10 protein-coding genes are annotated in these 20,117 nt (G+C 33.7%); 7 read left to right on the top strand and 3 right to left on the bottom strand.

Features of this window, described 5'->3' with window-relative positions; all coding sequences use genetic code 11:
* Positions 1-87: 87 nt before the first annotated feature.
* From AAGV33_RS01510 to AAGV33_RS01495, 4 genes are all read left to right on the top strand, one after another.
* Positions 88-1,212 (top strand): glycoside hydrolase family 88/105 protein, encoded by a 1,125-nt coding sequence (locus tag AAGV33_RS01510; RefSeq protein WP_373390135.1) that lies wholly within the window; start codon positions 88-90, stop codon positions 1,210-1,212.
* A 142-nt stretch (positions 1,213-1,354) separates the two neighbouring features.
* Positions 1,355-2,689, top strand: a complete 1,335-nt coding sequence (locus AAGV33_RS01505) for a right-handed parallel beta-helix repeat-containing protein (RefSeq protein ID WP_373390134.1) — start codon at positions 1,355-1,357, stop codon at positions 2,687-2,689.
* A 113-nt stretch (positions 2,690-2,802) separates the two neighbouring features.
* Positions 2,803-4,596 carry a prolyl oligopeptidase family serine peptidase gene (locus tag AAGV33_RS01500; RefSeq protein WP_373390133.1) on the top strand — a complete coding sequence of 598 codons (1,794 nt, stop codon included), beginning with the start codon at positions 2,803-2,805 and terminating at the stop codon, positions 4,594-4,596.
* Positions 4,597-4,980: 384 nt separating this feature from the next.
* Positions 4,981-6,033, top strand: coding sequence for a GntR family transcriptional regulator (locus AAGV33_RS01495; protein WP_373390220.1), 1,053 nt, complete (start codon positions 4,981-4,983; stop codon positions 6,031-6,033).
* A 135-nt stretch (positions 6,034-6,168) separates the two neighbouring features.
* On the opposite strand, the gene AAGV33_RS01490 is transcribed toward AAGV33_RS01495, so the two are convergent.
* Both AAGV33_RS01490 and AAGV33_RS01485 read right to left on the bottom strand, forming a co-directional pair.
* The gene (locus AAGV33_RS01490) at positions 6,169-8,127 is read right to left on the bottom strand and encodes a RagB/SusD family nutrient uptake outer membrane protein (RefSeq protein WP_373390132.1); all 1,959 of its coding nucleotides are present in this window, start codon (positions 8,125-8,127) and stop codon (positions 6,169-6,171) included.
* Positions 8,128-8,147: 20 nt separating this feature from the next.
* Entirely contained in the window at positions 8,148-11,216 is a 3,069-nt protein-coding gene (locus AAGV33_RS01485; RefSeq protein WP_373390131.1) for a SusC/RagA family TonB-linked outer membrane protein, read from the bottom strand.
* Between the two features lie 472 nt (positions 11,217-11,688).
* On the opposite strand from AAGV33_RS01485, the gene AAGV33_RS01480 reads away from it, so the two are divergent.
* The 3 genes from AAGV33_RS01480 to AAGV33_RS01470 all read left to right on the top strand — a co-directional run bounded on the left by AAGV33_RS01480 (position 11,689) and on the right by AAGV33_RS01470 (position 17,499).
* Positions 11,689-13,014: a rhamnogalacturonan acetylesterase gene (locus tag AAGV33_RS01480; protein ID WP_373390130.1), complete on the top strand. Its 1,326-nt coding sequence runs from the start codon at positions 11,689-11,691 to the stop codon at positions 13,012-13,014.
* 17 nt (positions 13,015-13,031) lie between these two features.
* Positions 13,032-15,899 (top strand): glycoside hydrolase family 2 TIM barrel-domain containing protein, encoded by a 2,868-nt coding sequence (locus tag AAGV33_RS01475; protein WP_373390129.1) that lies wholly within the window; start codon positions 13,032-13,034, stop codon positions 15,897-15,899.
* A 61-nt stretch (positions 15,900-15,960) separates the two neighbouring features.
* The gene (locus AAGV33_RS01470; protein WP_373390128.1) at positions 15,961-17,499 is read left to right on the top strand and encodes a rhamnogalacturonan acetylesterase; all 1,539 of its coding nucleotides are present in this window, start codon (positions 15,961-15,963) and stop codon (positions 17,497-17,499) included.
* A 100-nt stretch (positions 17,500-17,599) separates the two neighbouring features.
* Here the strand turns inward: AAGV33_RS01470 and AAGV33_RS01465 are convergent, their stop codons facing one another.
* Positions 17,600-20,059: a glycosyl hydrolase 115 family protein gene (locus tag AAGV33_RS01465; protein WP_373390127.1), complete on the bottom strand. Its 2,460-nt coding sequence runs from the start codon at positions 20,057-20,059 to the stop codon at positions 17,600-17,602.
* Positions 20,060-20,117: the final 58 nt, after the last annotated feature.

The following is a 20,117-nucleotide window of genomic DNA, read 5'->3' as shown; positions in this document are numbered from 1 at the left end:
GTCTAAAACTATTTTTACCTAATTAATTATTTTTTATCAAAAATATAAACTTTAAATCCATTATTAATCCCAAAAAAAAGTAAACAAATGAAGAAACTAGTTTTAATCTTTACGTCCTTTTTATTATACAGTTCCGTTTCGGTAGCTCAACAAACTTTTGACAAAAAAGTAGTTTTGGCTCAAATGGAATTGGCTAATAAATATTTTATGGATAAATGGCCTGATACAGGTAAAACTATCATAACAAATAAAGAGCGTCCAAGTAATATTTGGACACGTGGGGTTTACTATGAAGGATTAATGGCTTTGCACGAAATTTATCCTAAAGATGTATATTACAAATATGCTTACGATTGGGCAGAATCACACAAATGGGGCTTTAACGGAGGAAACACCACTCGTAATGCCGATAATTATTGTGCAGCCCAAACTTATATTGATTTGTATGTTTTAGAACCAGATCCTAAAAAATTAAAAAACACAAAAGCAAACATGGATATGTTGCTGAATACGCCTCAATTAGACGATTGGTCTTGGATTGACGCTATTCAAATGGGAATGCCAGTATTTGCAAAAATGGGGGTTTTAGAAAAAGACAATCGTTATTATGAAAAAATGTACGATATGTACATGTACTCCAGAGACAAACATGGTGATAACGGATTGTATAATCCAAAAGACGGATTGTGGTGGCGTGATGCTGATTTTGATCCTCCTTACAAAGAACCAAATGGAGAAGATTGTTACTGGAGTCGTGGAAACGGTTGGGTAATTGGAGCTTTGGCAAAAGTATTAACAATTATTCCAGAAAATGCGCCACACAGAGCGCAATATGTAAAAGATTTAAAAGCGATGGCAAAAGCATTAGTGCCTATTCAAAGAGCCGATGGTTTCTGGAATGCAAGTTTGCATGATCCAAATAACTATGGAGAAAAAGAAGCTTCAGGAACGGCTTTGTTTGTTTACGGAATTGCTTATGGAATCAATAATGGAATTTTAGACAAGAAAACCTATTTACCAGTTATTGAAAAAGCCTGGAACGCATTGGTAACTGAAAGTTTGCATAAAAATGGTTTTTTAGGATATTTGCAATCTACAGGAAAAGAACCAAAAGATGGTATGCCACTAAGCTATGATAAAATTCCTGATTTTGAAGATTATGGTTTGGGTTGTTTCTTGTTAGCAGGATCTGAGATCTACAAAATGAAATAATTAAGAACCCTATTTTGCTTTCTTTTTATAAGTAAGTTTAATAGTTTGTAATAGAAAAAGGGAAGTTTAACAGCTTCCCTTTTTTATGAAAATGAATTACTGAAATTCAAACACACACACACATAAAATTAATTAGTGTAACATGAAATCTAAAATCCTAATTGCCGTACTATTTTTAAATAGTTTTTTTTGTTTAGCAAAAGAATTCTATGTTGCTCCTTCAGGAAATGATTTCAATAATGGAACAATCAAAACTCCTGTTGAGAGCATAAAAAGAGCACAGGAATTAGCCAGTTCAGGTGATACCGTTTTCATAAGAGGAGGTTTTTATTTGATGCGAGAAGAGCAAATTACTCAATCAAGAGGAATTTGGGCTTATGTAACCCAATTAAATAAAAACGGAATTTCTTATTTAGCTTATAAAAATGAAATTCCTGTTTTTGATTATAAAAATATTAAACCTGCTGGAAAGCGTGTCATTGCTTTTTTAGTTGATGGCAATAATATTCATATTAAAGGAATTGAAGTTGTAGGCGTTCAGGTTACAATTAAAAAGCACACACAATCAGAATGTTTTGAAGTTCGTGGAAGCAACAACACCTTGGAACAATTAAGTATGCACGACAATATGGCTATTGGAGTTTACATGCTTAGTGGGTCGAATAATTTGGTTTTAAATTGTGATGCTTACAATAATTATGATTCGGTTTCTGAGGGTGGAAAAGGCGGAAATAGTGATGGTTTTGGTGCTCATCTTGAAAAAGGAAGCGTAAATAATGTTTTTAGAGGCTGTAGAGCTTGGTTTAATAGCGATGATGGTTTTGATTTAATTAATAATACCGAACCCGTTTTAATAGAAAATTGCTGGGCTTTTTATAATGGATATTCATCAGGTTTTATTTCTAGAGCAGATGGAAACGGATTCAAAGCAGGAGGATATGGAAAAGGAAAAAATCCTTATAATGAATTGATCGAAAAATATACTTCCATACCTAAAAATACCATTCGTTTTTGTTTAGCCGTTAAAAACAAACAAAGCGGATTTTATGCCAATCATCATTTAGAAGGTAATTATTGGTACAACAATACTGCCTATTTGAATAAAAGAAATTACAATATGCTCAATTGTGTGGCTTTAAATCCAAATGATTTTGGGATAGATGGACCAGGATGGAATCACGAAATGGCTAATAATTTAGGTTTTGCGGCTACAACAGCCGAATTAACAGATATTGATAAATCGCGTTGTGTCTTGAAAAATAATTATTTTGATTTAAGCGATATTAGTGTTTCTGTTGCTGATTTTTTAAGTATTGATGAGAAATTATTAATGGCTCCAAGACAAGCAGATGGAAGTCTTCCAAATAATGATTTTTTAAAATTAGCAGCTTCAAGTAAACTAATAAATGCAGGGGTTGATATCGGATTTCCATTTAATGGTTCCGCTCCTGATTTAGGTTGTTTTGAAAAAAAATAAATAGTAAAACGATTATATACTATTTTTGAGTCAACTCAATAAAGAATTAGATTTTTTTTACGGATAATTGCGTATTGTAGAAATAGAATTTTATAAGAAAAATGAAACTTAGCATGAACACAACACTATTTTTTGGACTAGTACTTTTTTTAAGCATGTCCATCAACAGCTTTTCACAAGAAAGCGCGGCATTTCCATTGTGGGATAAAATCCCGGGAGCTATTAAAAATGAAGCCTACAAAGAAGAACCTCGAGTAGATGCTCAAGGAAATCGAACAGGGATTAGAAAAGTAATTGAACCTACTTTAATACCTTTTTTGGTCGAAAATAAATCAGCTAAAAATGCTGCGGTAATCATCTGCCCAGGAGGAGGATATTCGGTTTTGTCTATTGATAAAGAAGGGATTAATGTGGCGGAATGGTTCAATTCCATTGGTGTTTCGGCTTTTGTGTTGAAATACCGTTTGCCATCAGATGACATTATGAAAGACAAAACGGTTGGTCCATTGCAAGATGCACAAGAAGCCATACGTGTTTTGCGTAGAAACGCAGCAAAATGGAATTTGGACGAGAATAAAATTGGAATCATGGGATTTTCGGCTGGAGGTCATTTGGCTTCAACAGCATCGACGCATTATTTAGATAAAGTGTATGAAGCAAAAGGAGATATCAGCGCTCGTCCTGATTTTTCAATGTTGATTTATCCAGTAATTTCAATGGAAAATGGAATTACACATAATGGTTCGAAGGAAAGCCTTCTAGGAAAAACGGCTTCTAATGAATTGATTGCTAAATATTCGAATGAAAAAGAAGTAAACGAAAATACACCACCAACATTTTTAGTTCATGCTACAGATGATCATGCTGTTCCTGTTGAGAATAGTGTCAATTATTACATGGCTTTAAAGAAGAATAAAGTGCGTGCCGAAATGCATATTTATGAAAACGGAGGTCATGGCTTTGGATTGGGAACAAAAGGAACCAATACTGATTGGTCAGCTTCTTTAGAACATTGGTTGGTAGCTAATAAAATAATTGCCGAAAAATCAGTCTATCTTTTTTCTTATTTCAAAGGAAATGGAGAAGATGGTTTGCATTTAGCGTACAGTGAAGATGGTTATAAATGGCAAACATTGAAAAAGGATGCTTCGTTTTTAACTCCTGAAGTTGGAAAAGACAAACTCATGAGAGATCCTTGTATTATTAAAGGTGGCGATGGTTTGTATCACATGGTATGGACTGTAAGTTGGACAGATAAAGGAATTGGATACGCTTCTTCAAAAGATTTAATTCATTGGTCAAAACAAGAATTCCTGCCTGTAATGGAGCATGAAAGTGGAACACGCAATACTTGGGCTCCTGAAATTACTTATGATGAAGTGAATAAAGAATACATGATTTATTGGGCGAGTACTATAACAGGGAAATTCCCAGAAACACAATCTACTGAAGATAGCGGTTACAATCACAGAATATATTACACCACTACAAAGGATTTTAAAACATATAGTCCAACAAAATTGCTTTATGAGCCAGGATTTAATGTAATTGATTCTTCTATTTTGAAAGATGATAAAGGCTATATTATGTTTTTAAAAGATGAAACAAAAGTTCCCGTGCAAAAAAATCTTAAAGTAGCTTATAGTGATAAATTGACAGGACCTTACACTAAAGCAAGTGCTGCAATTACTGGAAATTATTGGGCAGAAGGACCAACAGCTATTAAAATTGATGGTAAATGGTTGGTTTACTTTGATAAATACAGAGACCATAAATATGGTGCTTTAAAACAAACCGATAAAGGTTGGGAAGATGTTTCGGATAAGGTTAGTTTTCCGCAGGGAACACGTCATGGAACTGTTTTAGAAGTTCCAAAATCAATGCTTTTGAATCTTATGAAAGAATAAAAGTCATTTGTTTTAAATTAAAAATAATTCTTAACCTCATTAAAGCCAGTAGATTTTAATGAGGTTTTTTGTGTTGAATAATTTATGAAATTAACTTTTAAAAATCGGTTTTGATAAAATATTGCTTACAAACTAAATTAGTTAATTGATACTTAATTAATCTGGTTTTTGCATATATGATATATTTTATAGTAAATTATAACATTTTTTGTTTTATTTTCAGCTTTTTTATTTTTAATACTAAATTTATTTTTATATTTGGTAATCGATTACAAGTTTTTTATTTGGAAATATTGCTTTTTTGAAATTGAGATAGGGATTTTGTTGGTATGGAAAGGTAAAAATATAATTTACAGGGAGATGGAAAAGTTTTTGACAAAAGAAATGATAGATGAAGGGGTTTCGTTCTCAATGAGTTTAAGTGAGAACTCTAGAATCCCAAAATACAAACAAATTGTAGATTCGATAATTGACAGTATTGCTACTGGAAAATTACAAATGGATCAGAAACTTCCGTCCATTAATATGCTTAGCGAAGAATTTTATCTTTCTCGAGATACAGTTGAAAAAGCCTATAATATTTTAAAGAAAAGAAAAATAATAACTCCTATTAGAGGGAAAGGTTATTATATTACTCGTACAAAACTAATTGCTAAAGTCAATGTGCTTTTTTTGATTAACAAGTTGAGTTCTTATAAGATGAGAATTTATAATTCTTTCATCAATAATATTGGAGGAAATTCTCAAACCGATTTACACATTTACCATTGCGACCAAACCTTATTCCTGAATTTAATAGATAAAAATTTAGGAGCGTATGATTATTATGTAATTATGCCTCATTTTAAAACCGATAATCTAACACATGTTAGTTCTGGCGAAAGTGTTTTAGAAGCCATTAATAAAATTCCAAAAGAGAAATTAGTTATTTTAGATAATAATAAAGGGATAGAAAACTCCGCAATCGAAGTTTGTCAAGATTATGAAAATGATATTTATGGTGCTTTGAAGCAAGGAATTGAGAAAATCTCTAGATACAATAAATTGATTTTAATTTATCCTGAAAGTTCTGTTTATCCTTATCCAAGACGAATTTTAAATGGTTTTAAACGATTTTGTGTAGATTCAGGATTAGAATATGAGGTATTGAGAGAGGTTTATGATGATATTGTCTTGAAAAAAGGAGATTTGTTTATTACAATAGAAGAGTCTGATTTAGTGAGTCTTGTGAAACAAATTAGAGATAAGAATTTTGAATTAGGCAGAGAAATAGGTGTGATATCCTATAATGATACACCATTAAAAGAATTATTAGGAATTACAGTAGTTTCTACTGATTTTAAAATGATGGGAGCTACTGCAGCAAGCATGATTTTGAATAAAGAAACAGGTAAAATAAAAAATCCATTCAACTTTATTGATAGGAATTCGATTTAAATTTTTTTATTAATGTAATACAAAGCCTTGTAAATCTTTTGGTTTATTAGGTTTTTTTTGTTTTTGGAAAGAATTAATATAGGTAAAAAAAAGTGGAGGTTTAAGGCCTCCACTTTTAATATTTTCTTTTTTGGTTTAATAACCAGGATTTTGCATTTCAGTTTTTTCTGCAGTAGTTAATGGACGACCATCTTTAAAAACGGCATCAAGAAATTCTTGCGGTAGTGCTCTTAATATATGAAAGTCTTTTATATTAGGTTCAGCATCAATGTTGTATGCTTTGGCTCGTGCTACCAATGTTTTTGTTCTACTTAAGTCTTCCCAACGGTGAAATTCACCACAAAGTTCTCTAGCACGCTCATTTAATACTAAACAAAGCATACGGTCATAATCAGTTGTGTAGCCTAACTTAGTAATTACTGCTTCATCTTCTGCTGGTAACGCACCAATACTTCCAATTGTTAAGTTAGTAGCTGTAGTAGCAACTGGGATATTGTTTGACTCATAGTATGAATTTTCAGGCATAAAAGAACTAGCTCTTCCTCCTTGAACAGCAGTTGTCCATGCTGCAGAACCATCAGTATAAGCTTCACGATTTTCACCTGCTTTGTAAGTTGCACGATTACGAACAGCGTTTATGTATGTTAGGGCATCACTATATGAACCTGTACCTAATTTTGCTAAGCGTACTTTAGCTTCTGCCGCAAACAAATAAGTATCTGCAGAACGTGCTAAAATAACATCACGACTTCCTTTCGTGGCATTAAAATCAAGTCTTGATCCGTCCATATATTTACTTAACGAAGGGAATCTCACATCACTACTTAAGCCTTTTCTGTTATTTATAAATGAATCTCCAGCATAAGCAACAAACACAACGGGGATTGTTTTTCCAGTTTTAGAGTATATTATAGAGTTGTCATTTCTAGTAAGAGCAAAACGCGTATCTGAAGGCTTGTTGATTATATACATAAAACCTAAATCACCATTAACATAGATATTACCTGACCTATTATTTACTGCAGCTTTTGTTTGGAAGCTTTTCCAGAAACGAGAGTCATTAACTTTATCAAAAACATCAAAAGTAAAGTACGTTGGTGCTAAACGGCTAAATGGTCTACCACCTGCTGTATTACGAATCATTTGCGGTAATTGATCATAGGTAGAAAGGAAATATAAATGTTGTTGATTGCCGCCAGTTGTTAATTGATTGGAATTAAAATCGGCGGATAGTATTAATTCTGGTAATCTTTCATTAGCACCGTTTGGGACTCTAAAATCCCATAATTCACCAAAATTATTTGCTAAAGGATGGCGAGATATAACATCATCAGCTAGTGTAACTACTTGTTGTAAATCTGCAGTTTTTGTTGAAGAGTTCCATGTATCATTAATTTCACTAGCTCTAGATAAATACGTTTTTGCTAAATAATGAGCTGCTGCGTCTTTGGTAATTTTATTTGGGCCACCTGTATTGCTTAATAAATTGAAAGCCTGTGTAAAATCGTCAATAATTTGACTAAATATTTGTTCAGGAGTAGCTCTAGTGTATTCTAATTCTACTGTATTACTAACAGTTAATTTTAGAGGTACGCCACCATATTGTCTTACTAATTTTAAATAGTTATAAGCTCTCATAAAGTAACCTTCACCTAAAGCTACTTTTTTAATAGCATCATTAGTAGAAGCAATGTTAGTAGCTGATTCAATTAATTGATTAGCGTTACCAATACCTATGTATAAATCGTTCCAATTTGTTTGGGCAGCTACGGTATTTGAGTTGGATACAGTTACAAACGAACCAAAACCAGCTTCATAAGAATTCCATAGTCTATTTGAAGGATCTCCCCCAAGGCGAAATTCATCTGTTCCAGATTCATTTGCTGTAAGTGGAACTTCTCTATTCATATCTAACGCAAATACTTGATAGTAAGTGCCAACAGCTAAGTCTAGTATTCCTTGTTCTGTATCATAATAAGCTTTGCTGTATGCAGTTTCTAATTTTTCTTCAAGAAAATCTTGATTGCATGATGTGCTAAGTCCTATTGAAGCAACTAGCATTAAATTAATATATAGTTTTTTATAATTTTTCATGATTTGTCTTTTTAATTTTCTTAAAATTGAATATTTAATCCTAATGTGAATCCTCTGTTAGAAAAACTAGTACCTGTGTCTAAATCTATGAAATCTACTTTAGAGAAAATCATCCCCGGATTTGTAGCTTGCAAATAAAATCTTAATCTAGAAATACCAATTTTTTCTAAAGTGTCCTCATCAAAGTTATATCCTAAAGATATGTTGCGTATTTTTAAGAAAGAGCCATTTCTGTACCCTAAAGTACCGTTGTAAACATCTCCAGTACCTGCGGAGAAAATTGGCTTTTGGTATTCAGCATCGGTATTGTCATCAGTGTAATAATCAATTACTCTTTGGCTTGTTTTTCCACTTAAGTTTTCGCCCCCAGCATTGAATATATACCCCATACGGCCGTACACAAAGATGGATAATTCAATGTTTTTGTAGTTAAATGTATTGGTGAGTCCTGTAATAAATTTAGGCTCTGTATTTCCAATAATTACACGGTCGTTATTAGGATCAATTAAGTAATCTCCATTTTGGTCAACAGGTCTTGCGTTTCCAAATGTAAAAACAGTTCTACCAGCAGCATCATTAAATTTTTGCATTTCTACGGCGTCTTCAGGTCTCCAAATTCCATTCGATTCAAAGCCATATATAACACCTTGAGGCCTGCCTATAAAACGGTTATTAACAATGTCATCAAACTTACCATTTTGTAATTCCGTTATGGCGTTTTGTTGCCATGAAGCACTTAGACTAGAGCTCCACTCAAAATCTTTTGTTCTTGCATTTACTGTATTTAATGTAAGTTCAATACCTTCACTTTCAGTTTGTCCAATATTTGCAGTGGTATTTGTAAAACCACTTACACTTGGAATAGTTCTTGCTAAAAGTAAATCATTGGTTTGACTGGTGTAATATTCTAAGCTTCCGGAAATTCTATTTTTAAATATTCCAAAATCGATACCGTAGTTGTATTGTGTAGTTCTTTCCCAACCTAATGCAATGTTTCCTAATTTTGCATTGTTATTAACGCCAGAAAATGTTGAGTATAATACTTGTGCCAATGGTGGTTGTGTCTCAAAAGCTGGTACAGCAGCATTACCAACAACACCGAAACCGACTCTTAGTTTTAATTGATTTAACCAAGAAATGCCTTGTAAAAAGTTTTCTTTGTCTATACGCCAACCAATTGATGCACTAGGAAAATAAGCACCTTTATTACCTTCTGCTAATTGTGAAGCAGCATCATAACGAAGAGATGCTGTTAGAAGGTACTTATCATCAAAACCATAGTTAATTCTACCCATATAGGAAAACAATCCAGTTTCGAAAAAATTTGATGAATAGCCTAGTAAACCAACATTTACAGGAGTTAATGCATTCCATTTACTTTGCGTAATTGGTATATTTTGTGCAGACATAGCACTTGACTCTTCTGCATATTGCGTTTTACTTTGTAATAACGTTAACCCAAAATCGTGTTTGCCAAGTGTTTTGTTATAGAATATTAAATTATCTAATGTGTATGAAATTATTTGTTCTTTATTTAACGAAGCAAAATTAGTGCCTGAACGTGCTGAAGATTGACCATCTAAAAATACACCATTGCGGAATGATGTTAAATCTGGACCAAAATTCACACGGTATTTTAAACCTGTTAGTGCAGGAGTAAGTCCGCCGAAATCTAATTGTGCATAAAAACTACCAAAAGCACGCAAGGTTAAACGTTGATCTTGTGATAATTTATGTTCGTCTAAAACATTTCTAATGGTAGAATCTGCTCCTGGATTTTGAATTCTATTACCATCAGCATCTAAAGGAAATGCATAAGGAAGATTTTGTCTTGCAGTATTGTAAATACCAGCAGAAGTTGCTACAGCCGATCTACCTACGGTTGATTGACCAAATTCAGTCTCACCATAACTAACATTAAGATTAGCCCCCATTGAAAACCATTTGGTAGGGGTAATGTCAATATTAGCAATACCTGTATAACGCTTGAATCCTTGTCCTTTTAATGTACCTGTATTATTTATATATCCAAAAGAACCATAAGCTTTCATTTTTTCAGTACCGCCGCTAACGCTTAATGTTTGCTGTCTGGTAATGCCTGTTTGTGTTACAAATTTAGCCCAATTGGTTGTGGTTAATTTAGAACCATCCCAAGTGCCGCCAGCCCATCCTTTCTCGATATTTGCCCATGCAGTTGGATCGCCATCAGCAAAAAATATAGTACGGTCGTTTTCAATAGTCGGAGCATTCCCTTTTGGAAATACTGTAGGTGTTTCATAATGTTTTGCCCAACGACGTAATTCAATATAATCGCCAGCACTCATTATAGGTGCTCTTTCGAAAATGCTTTCTGTTGTAACAGCAGTGTCGTAATTTAGGGTAAATTTCCCGCTTTTACCTTTTTTGGTTGTTACAATAATAACTCCATTAGCACCACGCGATCCAAAAATGGCGGTTGCAGAAGCGTCTTTTAATACGTCTATAGATTCTATATCTACTGGATTTATAAAATCAATACCTCCAGAATTTAAAGGAATTCCATCAACAACATAAAGAGGACTGTTTGATCCAGTAATAGAACGATTACCACGAATTCTTATTGTTCCTACTTGACCTGGTCTTTCATTTGAAGAAATATCTATACCAGCAGCTTTTCCTTGCATGGCTTCGACGGCATTGTTAACTGGACGAGATGCAATATCTTCGGATGATACACTAACAAGAGCTCCAGTAACGTCTCTTTTCTTTTGAACCCCATAACCAACTACGACTACTTCTTGAAGATTATTGCCTTCTTCTTCTAATTTGAAGTTAACGTTAGTTTGGTTGCTTACTTTAATTTCGATTGTTTTCATACCAATAAAAGTAGCTACAAGAATATCTCCTGAGCTTGCTTTGATAGCAAATTTTCCGTCAAAATCTGTCTGTACTCCGTTGTTAGTGTTTTTAACTAATACATTGGCACCAGGTATGGGCATGCCACTGTTGTCTTTGATGGTTCCTGTGATAGTATTGGTTTGAGCTAAAGTTGTCATGGTGGTTAACATGATACTAAAGAAAACCAGATACTTTACGAATGAATGTTTCATAAAAAAAATAGTTTTTTGGTTAATTAATTGGTTTGTTGTGTAATAATGGTTAAAAATTTATATCGCAAAAAATTTAGATATTTTTTTAAAACTACAAAAAAATACCATTAAATTATTGTTAATGTAAAACTAAAATTAACTTTAATTTAACGTATCCTGTACTTACCTGTTTTTTTGTGTTTTTATAAAATTTTGCTTCAAACAAAACGGTTTTGTAAAATATAATTTACATGCTATTTTCCTTTAATTTTTTTCTTGATTATTTCGGTTTAAGTTTGTTCTTAAAAGAATGTCTTTTTGAAGTATTTCGTTTGGTACTGTTTTTGTTAAAAATAAACTCCCTCTTCAATAGACCTAGTGTTGATTATTATGACTTATAGGTGTAATTTGACTTGTTACCTAACAGTGCAGGATACTAATTTGTATTGAAAACAATACTTTAGTCCATTCTTTAAAATAAATTTGATATTTTATGATTCAAAAAGATAAGATTATTTTTCTGCTGCTTTTGGTATTCAGTTTCCAGGTTTCAAATGCCACGATAATAACTTCAAAAACAACAGAAAAGAAAGTTTTTTACTTTGGTAAAAAAGTAAAAAAATCTAAAGAAGCAATAGTAGTAAGTAAATCTCTACCTTTTGATTCCGCTGTAGGTTATGGTTTTGATTTTAATACTGCAACTAATGTAAAAATGAATAAAAATTCATTTGCTACAGAACTCCCAACTTATTTTTCGGTACAACTTCCTGAAGGAAATTATCAGGTTTCAGTAACTTTTGGTAGTACAACTAAAAATACCAATACTACCATTAAAGCTGAATCAAGAAGATTAATGCTCGATCAGCAACAGCTTAAAAAAGGAGAAACTGCTATTAAAACTTTTAACGTAAATGTTAGATTTCCTAAAATTGATGAAACATCTCAAATTCACTTAAAAGACAGGGATTTGGGACAATTAAATTGGGATGAAAAACTAACATTAGAATTTCTAGGAACTGTCGAAATCGAAAGTATTAGTATTACTCCAATAACCGATGTTACAACAGTTTATTTAGCTGGAGATTCTACCGTAACGGATCAGGATTTAGAACCTTGGGCTTCCTGGGGACAATATATTACGAATTATTTTGACGAAAATGTAGTGGTGGCAAATTATGCCGCTTCAGGATTAACATTGCGTTCGTTTAAAGCAGGTTTACGTTTGAAAAAAATCTTATCAGTGATTAAACCTGGCGATTATTTAATAGTAGAATTTGCTCATAATGATGAGAAAGAAAAAGGAGCGGGCATTGGTCCTTGGGATTCCTATTCTGCTTCCATTCGCGAATATGTTCAGGCAGCGAGAGACAAAGGGGCAATTCCTATTTTGATTACTCCAGTTCAGCGTCGTGCCTTTAATGCCGATGGAACTTTAAAACCAACACATGGTGATTATCCTGATGCGATGCGAAAAGTGGCTCAGGAAATGAATGTTCCTCTAGTAGATATTACAAAATTGACTACTATATTATATGAAAGCTGGGGCGATGAACCATCCAGAAAAGCATTTGTTCAATATCCAGCCAACACTTTTCCAGGTCAAAAAGAAAAATTAGAAGATAATACCCATTTCAATTCTTTTGGAGCCAATGAAATTGCTCTTTGTGTAATCAAAGGGCTTCGTGATTTAAATAGTCCTTTGGCTAAATATTTCTTAAAAGAAGTACCTCAATATAATCCAAATTATCCGAATGCTTTCGCAAAATGGACTCTGCCAATGAGTTCTCGATTTGAAACTGTGAAACCAGACGGAAACTAATTCTTTAATCAAAATTTATGTTTTTTAAAAAATCATTACAAGCTGCTGTTGCATTATTTCTGCCATTTTTATGCGTAATAAATGCAAATGCTCAAGAAACTACTAAAGTTTTCCTTTCGGGAACCGATTTTGAACATCCTGTAAAATGGGATTTTATGTGCACCGCTGGGAATAACAGCAAGCAATGGTCTAAAATTAATGTGCCATCCAATTGGGAATTAGAAGGTTTTGGCGAATATACTTACGGTCGTTGGTACAAAGAATTAAACCAAAAAGAGCCAAGTAAAGAAGAAGGTTTCTACAAACACGAATTCCAAATTGCAGCTTCTGATAAAGGGAAAACCATTTATATTGTTTTTGGCGCAGCCATGACTGATACCGAAGTGAAAATCAACGGAAAATCGGCAGGACCAATTCATCAGGGTGGTTTTTACGAATTCAAATATGATATTTCTTCTTTGTTGAATTATGGCGGAAATAATGTCTTAGAAGCGCATGTTTCTAAACATTCGGCTAATAACTCCGTAAATGCTGCCGAAAGAAAAGCTGATTGGTGGCTTTTTGGCGGAATTTATCGTCCAGTTTGGTTGGAAATTATGGCAAACGAAAACATAGCACACGTTGCTGTGGATGCTAAAATGGATGGAACTTTGAATGTGCATTTAGATCTTCAAAATATTTCTCAAAAAAGTACTATTACAGCTTCTATTTCGGCTGATGGAAGTGATAAAATTATTGGAACACATTCTTTTGATGTTAATGCTAAAGAAAAGAAAAAAGTCATTAACATGCAGTTTCCAAATATCAAACCCTGGAGTCCTGAAACTCCTAATTTGTACAATTTAAAATTAGAATTGAAACAAAACGGAAAAACCATTCATGCAATTACAGAGCGTATTGGTTTTAGAACATTAGAGTTCATCAAAAAAGACGGAATCTATGTGAATGGAAAAAAAATCATCATGAAAGGGGTAAACAGACATGAAATTTGGCCAGAATCGGGTAGAAGCATGAGCAAACGTTTGAGTATCATGGATGTCAATTTGTTGAAAGATATGAATATGAATGCCGTGCGTGGCCATTATCCTGCCGATAGTCATTTTCTACAGGTTTGTGATTCATTAGGGATTTTTGTTTTGGATGAATTAGCAGGTTGGCAAAATTCTTATGATACTGAGACAGGAACCAAATTAGTCAAAGAAATGGTAACGCGCGATGTGAATCACGCATCAGTTATTATTTGGGACAACGGAAACGAAGGCGGATGGAATTATAATGTAGATCAGGTTTTCAGGGATTTAGATCCACAAAAACGTATTGTAATTCACCCTTGGTCTGATTTTGACGGTTGGGATGTGCACCATTATCCAGCGTATCAAACCGGAATTCACCGATTTGTAAATGGAGAAAATGTTTTTTTTCCAACAGAGTTTATGCACGCTACTTATGACAATGGTGGGGGAGCAGGATTAGAGGATTTCTGGAAACAATACAAACAAAGTCCGTTGTTTGCTGGTGGATTTATTTGGGTTTTTTGTGACGAAGCCGTTAAGAGATCAGATTGGATAGGAAAAGAACAATTTGATTCGAAAGGTTCTCTAGCGGCCGATGGAATTCTTGGGCCTCACCGTGAAAAAGAAGGAAGTTTTTATGCTATTAAAGAAATTTGGGCACCGATTCAGTTTGCTCCATTGAGTATTACTGCAAAATTTGATGGTTCGTTTTTTATTAGCAACGATTATATTTTTAGCAATTTGAATTCTTGTACCATGGAATACAAAGTGGTCAAGGCTGATAAAGAAATGTTGTATACTAAGAATGCAAATTCGATTTTAGATAAAGGAAAAATTGAAATTCCAAGTATCGAACCAGGCGAAACATCTAAAATAAAAATTCCTGTTGGAGCTAACTTTTTCGAAGGAGACTGGGTTGAAATTACCGCTCGTGACCAACACGGAAGAGAAATTTATACTTGGTCTTGGACCATTCACAAAGCAGATTATTTTGCAGATAAATTTTTATTGAAAAAAGAAACTAAGGCAAAAGTCAGTATCAAAGACGAAGTAGCTTCAGTTTCATTGATCAGTAAAGACGTTCAGGTTACATTCGATAAAAAAACGGGAAAAATTATCACTGTTAAAAACAAAAACGGAATTGTGCCTTTGACTAATGGACCAAGACCAATTGGGATGATAGCCGAAGTGAAAAATGTTGAATCTGCTGTAGAAAATAATGCTGCTGTACTTACAGTGAATTATAAAGGAGGAATCAAAAAAATCAAGTGGACGATGACTGCCGATGGGCGATTGAAAATGGAAATGGTAGCACTTAAAGATGCAGGAGCGAATAATGGTTTTGATGGTGCATTTTTTCAAGATAAAGTAGATGCTTTTGGTATTACTTTTGATTTTCCTGAAGAAGGAGTGGAAAGTATGAAATGGTTAGGAAAAGGACCTTACCATGTTTGGAAAAACAGAATTAAAGGAACAACTTATGGAATTTGGGAGAAAGAGTATAACCAAACCATTCCAGGAGAAAGTTTTGAAAACATGATATTACCAGAATTTAAAGGTTACCACGCTGATTTGTATGCAGCAGCTTTAAAAGCAAAAGACAATAATAGTTTTAAAATGTTTTCTGCCTCTGAAAAAGTATTTTTAAGATTATTTACACCAGATTTACCTAAAAATGCTTTCGAAGGAGCTCATCCGCAACCGGCGTTTCCAGAAGGAAATATTTCCTTTATGTATGAAATTCCAGCAATGCGTTCTTTTAAACCTATTGAACACCACGGACCACAAAGTCAGCCAGCAAGTATTAGAATTAAAAGTGGAGATGAGGGAATTCAAATGAATTTATGGTTTGATTTTAGAGTTGAGAAATAACAGTTTCAATAGCAATGACAATTACAATATTCAATAACAATAATAAACAATAATTGTAAAAATGAGAATTACCAAATTAATGCTATTTGCTTTTTTAGCACTTTTTTTAGTGCAATTTGAGGCAGAGGCACAGCAAAAAATAACGGTATATACAGTAGGCGATTCTACAGTTAAAAATGGTCGTGGCGATGGAACTGGAGGTCTTTGGGGCTGGGGTGATTACATCGGTCAGTTTTTAGATACTACTAAAGTGAGAGTAGAAAATCATGCGCTGGGAGGAACAAGTACCAGAACCTACCAGAATTTAGGGTTATGGGATGCCGTTTATAAAAAATTGAAAAAAGGAGATTATGTTTTAATTCAATTTGGTCATAATGATGATGGTCCGCTGAATGATACGATTAGAGCCAGAGGAACCATAAAAGGAATTTCTGAAAAGACGGAAGAAATTGATAATATGATTACCAAAAAACACGAAATTGTACATAGCTACGGTTGGTATATTCGTAAAATTGTAAAAGAAGCTAAAGAAAAAGGAGCTATTCCAGTGGTGATGTCACCAATTCCTAGAAATACATGGAAAGACGAAAAATTGCCAAGAAACAATACATCTTATGGATTATGGGCAAAACAAATTGCCGATCAGGAAAAAGTGGTTTTCATTGATTTGAATGATAGAATGGCTAAGAAATTAGAGCAATTTGGTGAAGCCAAAGTAACAGGAACTTATTTTTACAAAAAAGATCATACCCATCCATCGGCAAAAGGAGCAGTCGTTGCTGCCACTTCAATAATTGAAGGATTAAAGGTTTCGAAAAGTACTTTGAAGAACTACATTCTAGAAAATCCAACAATCAAATTGCCTAGAAAAATTAATGTTTTTTTAATTGGCGATTCTACTATGGCGGATAATAAAAACGAAAATGCAGTAGGTTGGGGCGTTATGGTACCTCGCTATTTTGATACTACCAGAGTGAATATTGTAAACAAAGCCAGAGGAGGAAGAAGTTCACGCACTTTTGATTTTGAAGGACTTTGGGATGAAACAAAAAAGGAAATTCAGCCAGAAGATTTTGTTATTATTCAATTTGGACACAACGATGCTGGAAAAATTGACAAAGAAAAATTCAGAGGTTCTATTAACGGTATTGGGGAGGAAACCCAAGTGGTAAACCGCGCTGACAGTTTGATGGAAACGGTTCATACTTACGGTTGGTATTTGAAGAAATTCATTCGTGAAACCAAAGAAAAAGGAGCGACTCCAATTGTAATGAGTTTGACTCCAAGAAACGAATGGCCAAATGGAAAAGTAGAGCAAAGAGACGAAACTTACATTAAATGGTCGCAGCAAGTAGCGGAGCTTGAAAAAGTAGATTACATCAATTTGAGTAAAAAAGTAGCTCAAAAATTTGAAGCTCTAGGACAAGAAAAAGTAAAAGAGTTTTATCCAAAAGATCACACACATACCGGTAAAGCAGGAGCTAATATTGTTGCCGAAACCGCTGCTGAAGAGTTAAGAAACTTAAAAGATAGTAAAATTAGAGATTTGGTTTTATCTAAAAAAGAGGTAGAAAATTTATCTTTAGATACAGTTGAATAAATAATTTATTGCGAGGAACGAAGCAATCTCACTTAGGTTAAAACACAGCATGTGATTGCTTCGTTCCAATGAAATCATAAGTAAAAAATATGAGATACCGCTATTTAAATGGTATCTCATATTTTTTTTGTCCTTTTGGGAAAATGGCTAATTGGTCAATTACAATTCCAGTTTGATTTACTTCTATTGTAATAGTATGCTTTCCTGTCTTTTCTATTTTTACAGGTAATGTGAAAATAGCAGCGTTTCGTAAAACATTTGCTTTCCAAGCAGCATTTCTATCGTAACTATTTAGCTTGAATGTTTCAGAAGTATTTGCATCGAATGAAACAGTGGCTTGATGGTCAGAATTGTTAGCATGAGTTGGGATGAAACGAACTTCAATTTCGTATTCTCCTGTTTTTTCAGTTTCGAAAGTATAAGTTACCGACGGTTTTTCAGTTTCAAAATAGCTCGATTTTAAAGGAAACAGCGTGATGGCCGCATTGCTGTATCCAAATCCTTCAATTGATTTCCATTGGTAATTTTTAGCACCTTGATTTGCCGTAAAATCTTTTGCCTGAATCGCGATTAATTCAGTTGGGGTAGTTTTGCTTTCTTCAATTTTTGGTGCGATATCATATTTTATTGGATCAAAAACAGGCAATTTTCGTGGAGTCCTACTCATCATATTATTCCATTTTCCATTACTCATTTCGGTATTGTAATACTGAGTCAATTCTTCAATTTTCTGGAAACCTTCTTTCGATAAATTTTCAAATTTTTTCTTTTCTTCTTCGTTTTTACTTTCTAAAGACAGTTTCCAATATAGAAATTTATGATTGATATAAGCAGCTCCTTTTACAGGATAAACAACCAATTGAAACCAAGCATCTTTTCGTTCTTCTGGAATCGATTGAGACAAACGATTTACTTTTTCGACTAATTGATCGTAAAGTTGGATTCTTCGTTTGGCTTCATCAGCAGTAAATTCAGAAGGTTTAATTTGGGTAGTAGGTTCTGTTTGGCTCCAGCCCATGAATTCGGGCTTTCTCAACATCGCTAATCGGTAATATTCACTCATTACATTGCTTACGTCATTAGCAACGGCATCGTTGAATTCTCTTGCTGCCCAAGTTGTCAAATGTTCATTGATTCCATCTGGTTTTATAGAATTAATATCCCAGGCTAGATCCATAAAAAATTCCAAATCGTATTCGGCAGGTTTGATATCGCCTACGTTTACAATCCACATTTTTTGATCTCCATTGTCGTAAGCCTTTGACATTTCTGACCATATTAAACCAGGCTGCATAGACGATAACCACAAATAATCATGAGGTCTTCCCCAATAACTTAAATGATAATAAATACCGCCGCCGCCAATTCTTTTTTGTTCTTTTTCGTCGCTAATTCTTCTAATATAACCGTAGTTGTCATCGGTCCACATTAAGGTAACATCTTCAGGAACTTTAAGTCCTTTGTTGTACAATTCTAAAACTTCTTTATACGGAATCATAACTTGCGGAATAGAAGTAATAGGTTTTTTAAATGTCGAAGCCAGCATTTCACGTTGTTTTACAATGATTTTTTCAATCATGTTTTTGGCTTCATCCGTGTTTTTAGCGCCTTCCATTTGGCTGTCATGAACGCCGCGAATTCCAAGTGTGAAGACTGCTTCGGCTTTGCTATCGCGAACTTCATTTAAACGATCTTGCCAATATTTATTGATGTTTTCGCTATTGGTAAAATAATTAAAAGCACCCATGGTTTCTTTTTTCCATTCGTCAACATTATTTCTCAACATGGGTTCGGCGTGCGAAGTTCCTAATAGAATATGGTATTTTTGAGCCATTTCTTTATTGCCTTCGATTTTAAAAAAAGCTTTAGTAGAATCATGCATTGCTGGCCAAATGGTGTTGGCTTTCAAACGCAATAGCAATTGAAATATCTTTTCGTAGGTTTTAGGACCAATATCTCCCGTTTCTTTTTCGAAAGTTTTTGCCGCCCAAGGTTGCAATCCCCAATCTTCATCATTCAAGAAGATGCCACGGAATTGCACCGAAGGATTTTCGGTAATGCCGCCAGCAGGAAGACTAAGAACTAATTTTTCTTTTTTAATATTGTGTACATCAGCCCACCATTTCCATGGTGAAACACCTAATCTTTCGGCAGTTTCAAAGATTCCATATACCGTTCCGCGAACATCACTTCCTATAATATACAAATTGTTTTTCTCGGCGCTGATGCTGAATTTTTCCCAAGAACCAGATAATCCTTTTTTTTCTTTTTTATAATTTTTAAAACGATTTTCATCTATTTGTCCAATGTAAATTCCTTTTTCATTTGGTGCTTTTTTAGACGGAATGATTTTTGGTTTTTGTCCTGTAATTTCCTGAATGTCGGTTGCCAATTCATTTACTGCCCAAACCACCAGTGGATCTGCGTTTTGATCGATGTAAATTGTAGCAACTTCATTTTTATTGGCAATAAGAAAGCTGTTTTTGTTTTCCTGGCTCCAAAAAAGTTGGCTTGTAAATACGAATAATAGTAAGAATGAATTTTGAATTTTGTTTTTCATTAAATGATTATTTTGTAGCGGTTTTGACGGCTTTTTAATAGTTGACTAAAATAAGATA

The sequence above is a fragment of the Flavobacterium magnesitis genome, from assembly GCF_041729735.1.
In the GTDB taxonomy this organism is placed as follows: Bacteria; Bacteroidota; Bacteroidia; order Flavobacteriales; family Flavobacteriaceae; genus Flavobacterium; species Flavobacterium magnesitis.
The sequence above is the reverse complement of the archived record's forward strand: the minus strand, read 5'-3'. Positions and strand labels throughout refer to the sequence as shown.

Coding starts and splice junctions, on each gene's coding strand:
- AAGV33_RS01500 (WP_373390133.1), top strand. CDS start 2,803: ATGAACACAACACTATTTTTTGGACTAGTACTTTTTTTAAGCATGTCC.
- AAGV33_RS01485 (WP_373390131.1), bottom strand. CDS start 11,216: ATGAAACATTCATTCGTAAAGTATCTGGTTTTCTTTAGTATCATGTTA.
- AAGV33_RS01470 (WP_373390128.1), top strand. CDS start 15,961: ATGAGAATTACCAAATTAATGCTATTTGCTTTTTTAGCACTTTTTTTA.
- AAGV33_RS01510 (WP_373390135.1), top strand. CDS start 88: ATGAAGAAACTAGTTTTAATCTTTACGTCCTTTTTATTATACAGTTCC.
- AAGV33_RS01495 (WP_373390220.1), top strand. CDS start 4,981: ATGATAGATGAAGGGGTTTCGTTCTCAATGAGTTTAAGTGAGAACTCT.
- AAGV33_RS01465 (WP_373390127.1), bottom strand. CDS start 20,059: ATGAAAAACAAAATTCAAAATTCATTCTTACTATTATTCGTATTTACA.
- AAGV33_RS01480 (WP_373390130.1), top strand. CDS start 11,689: ATGATTCAAAAAGATAAGATTATTTTTCTGCTGCTTTTGGTATTCAGT.
- AAGV33_RS01475 (WP_373390129.1), top strand. CDS start 13,032: ATGTTTTTTAAAAAATCATTACAAGCTGCTGTTGCATTATTTCTGCCA.
- AAGV33_RS01490 (WP_373390132.1), bottom strand. CDS start 8,127: ATGAAAAATTATAAAAAACTATATATTAATTTAATGCTAGTTGCTTCA.
- AAGV33_RS01505 (WP_373390134.1), top strand. CDS start 1,355: ATGAAATCTAAAATCCTAATTGCCGTACTATTTTTAAATAGTTTTTTT.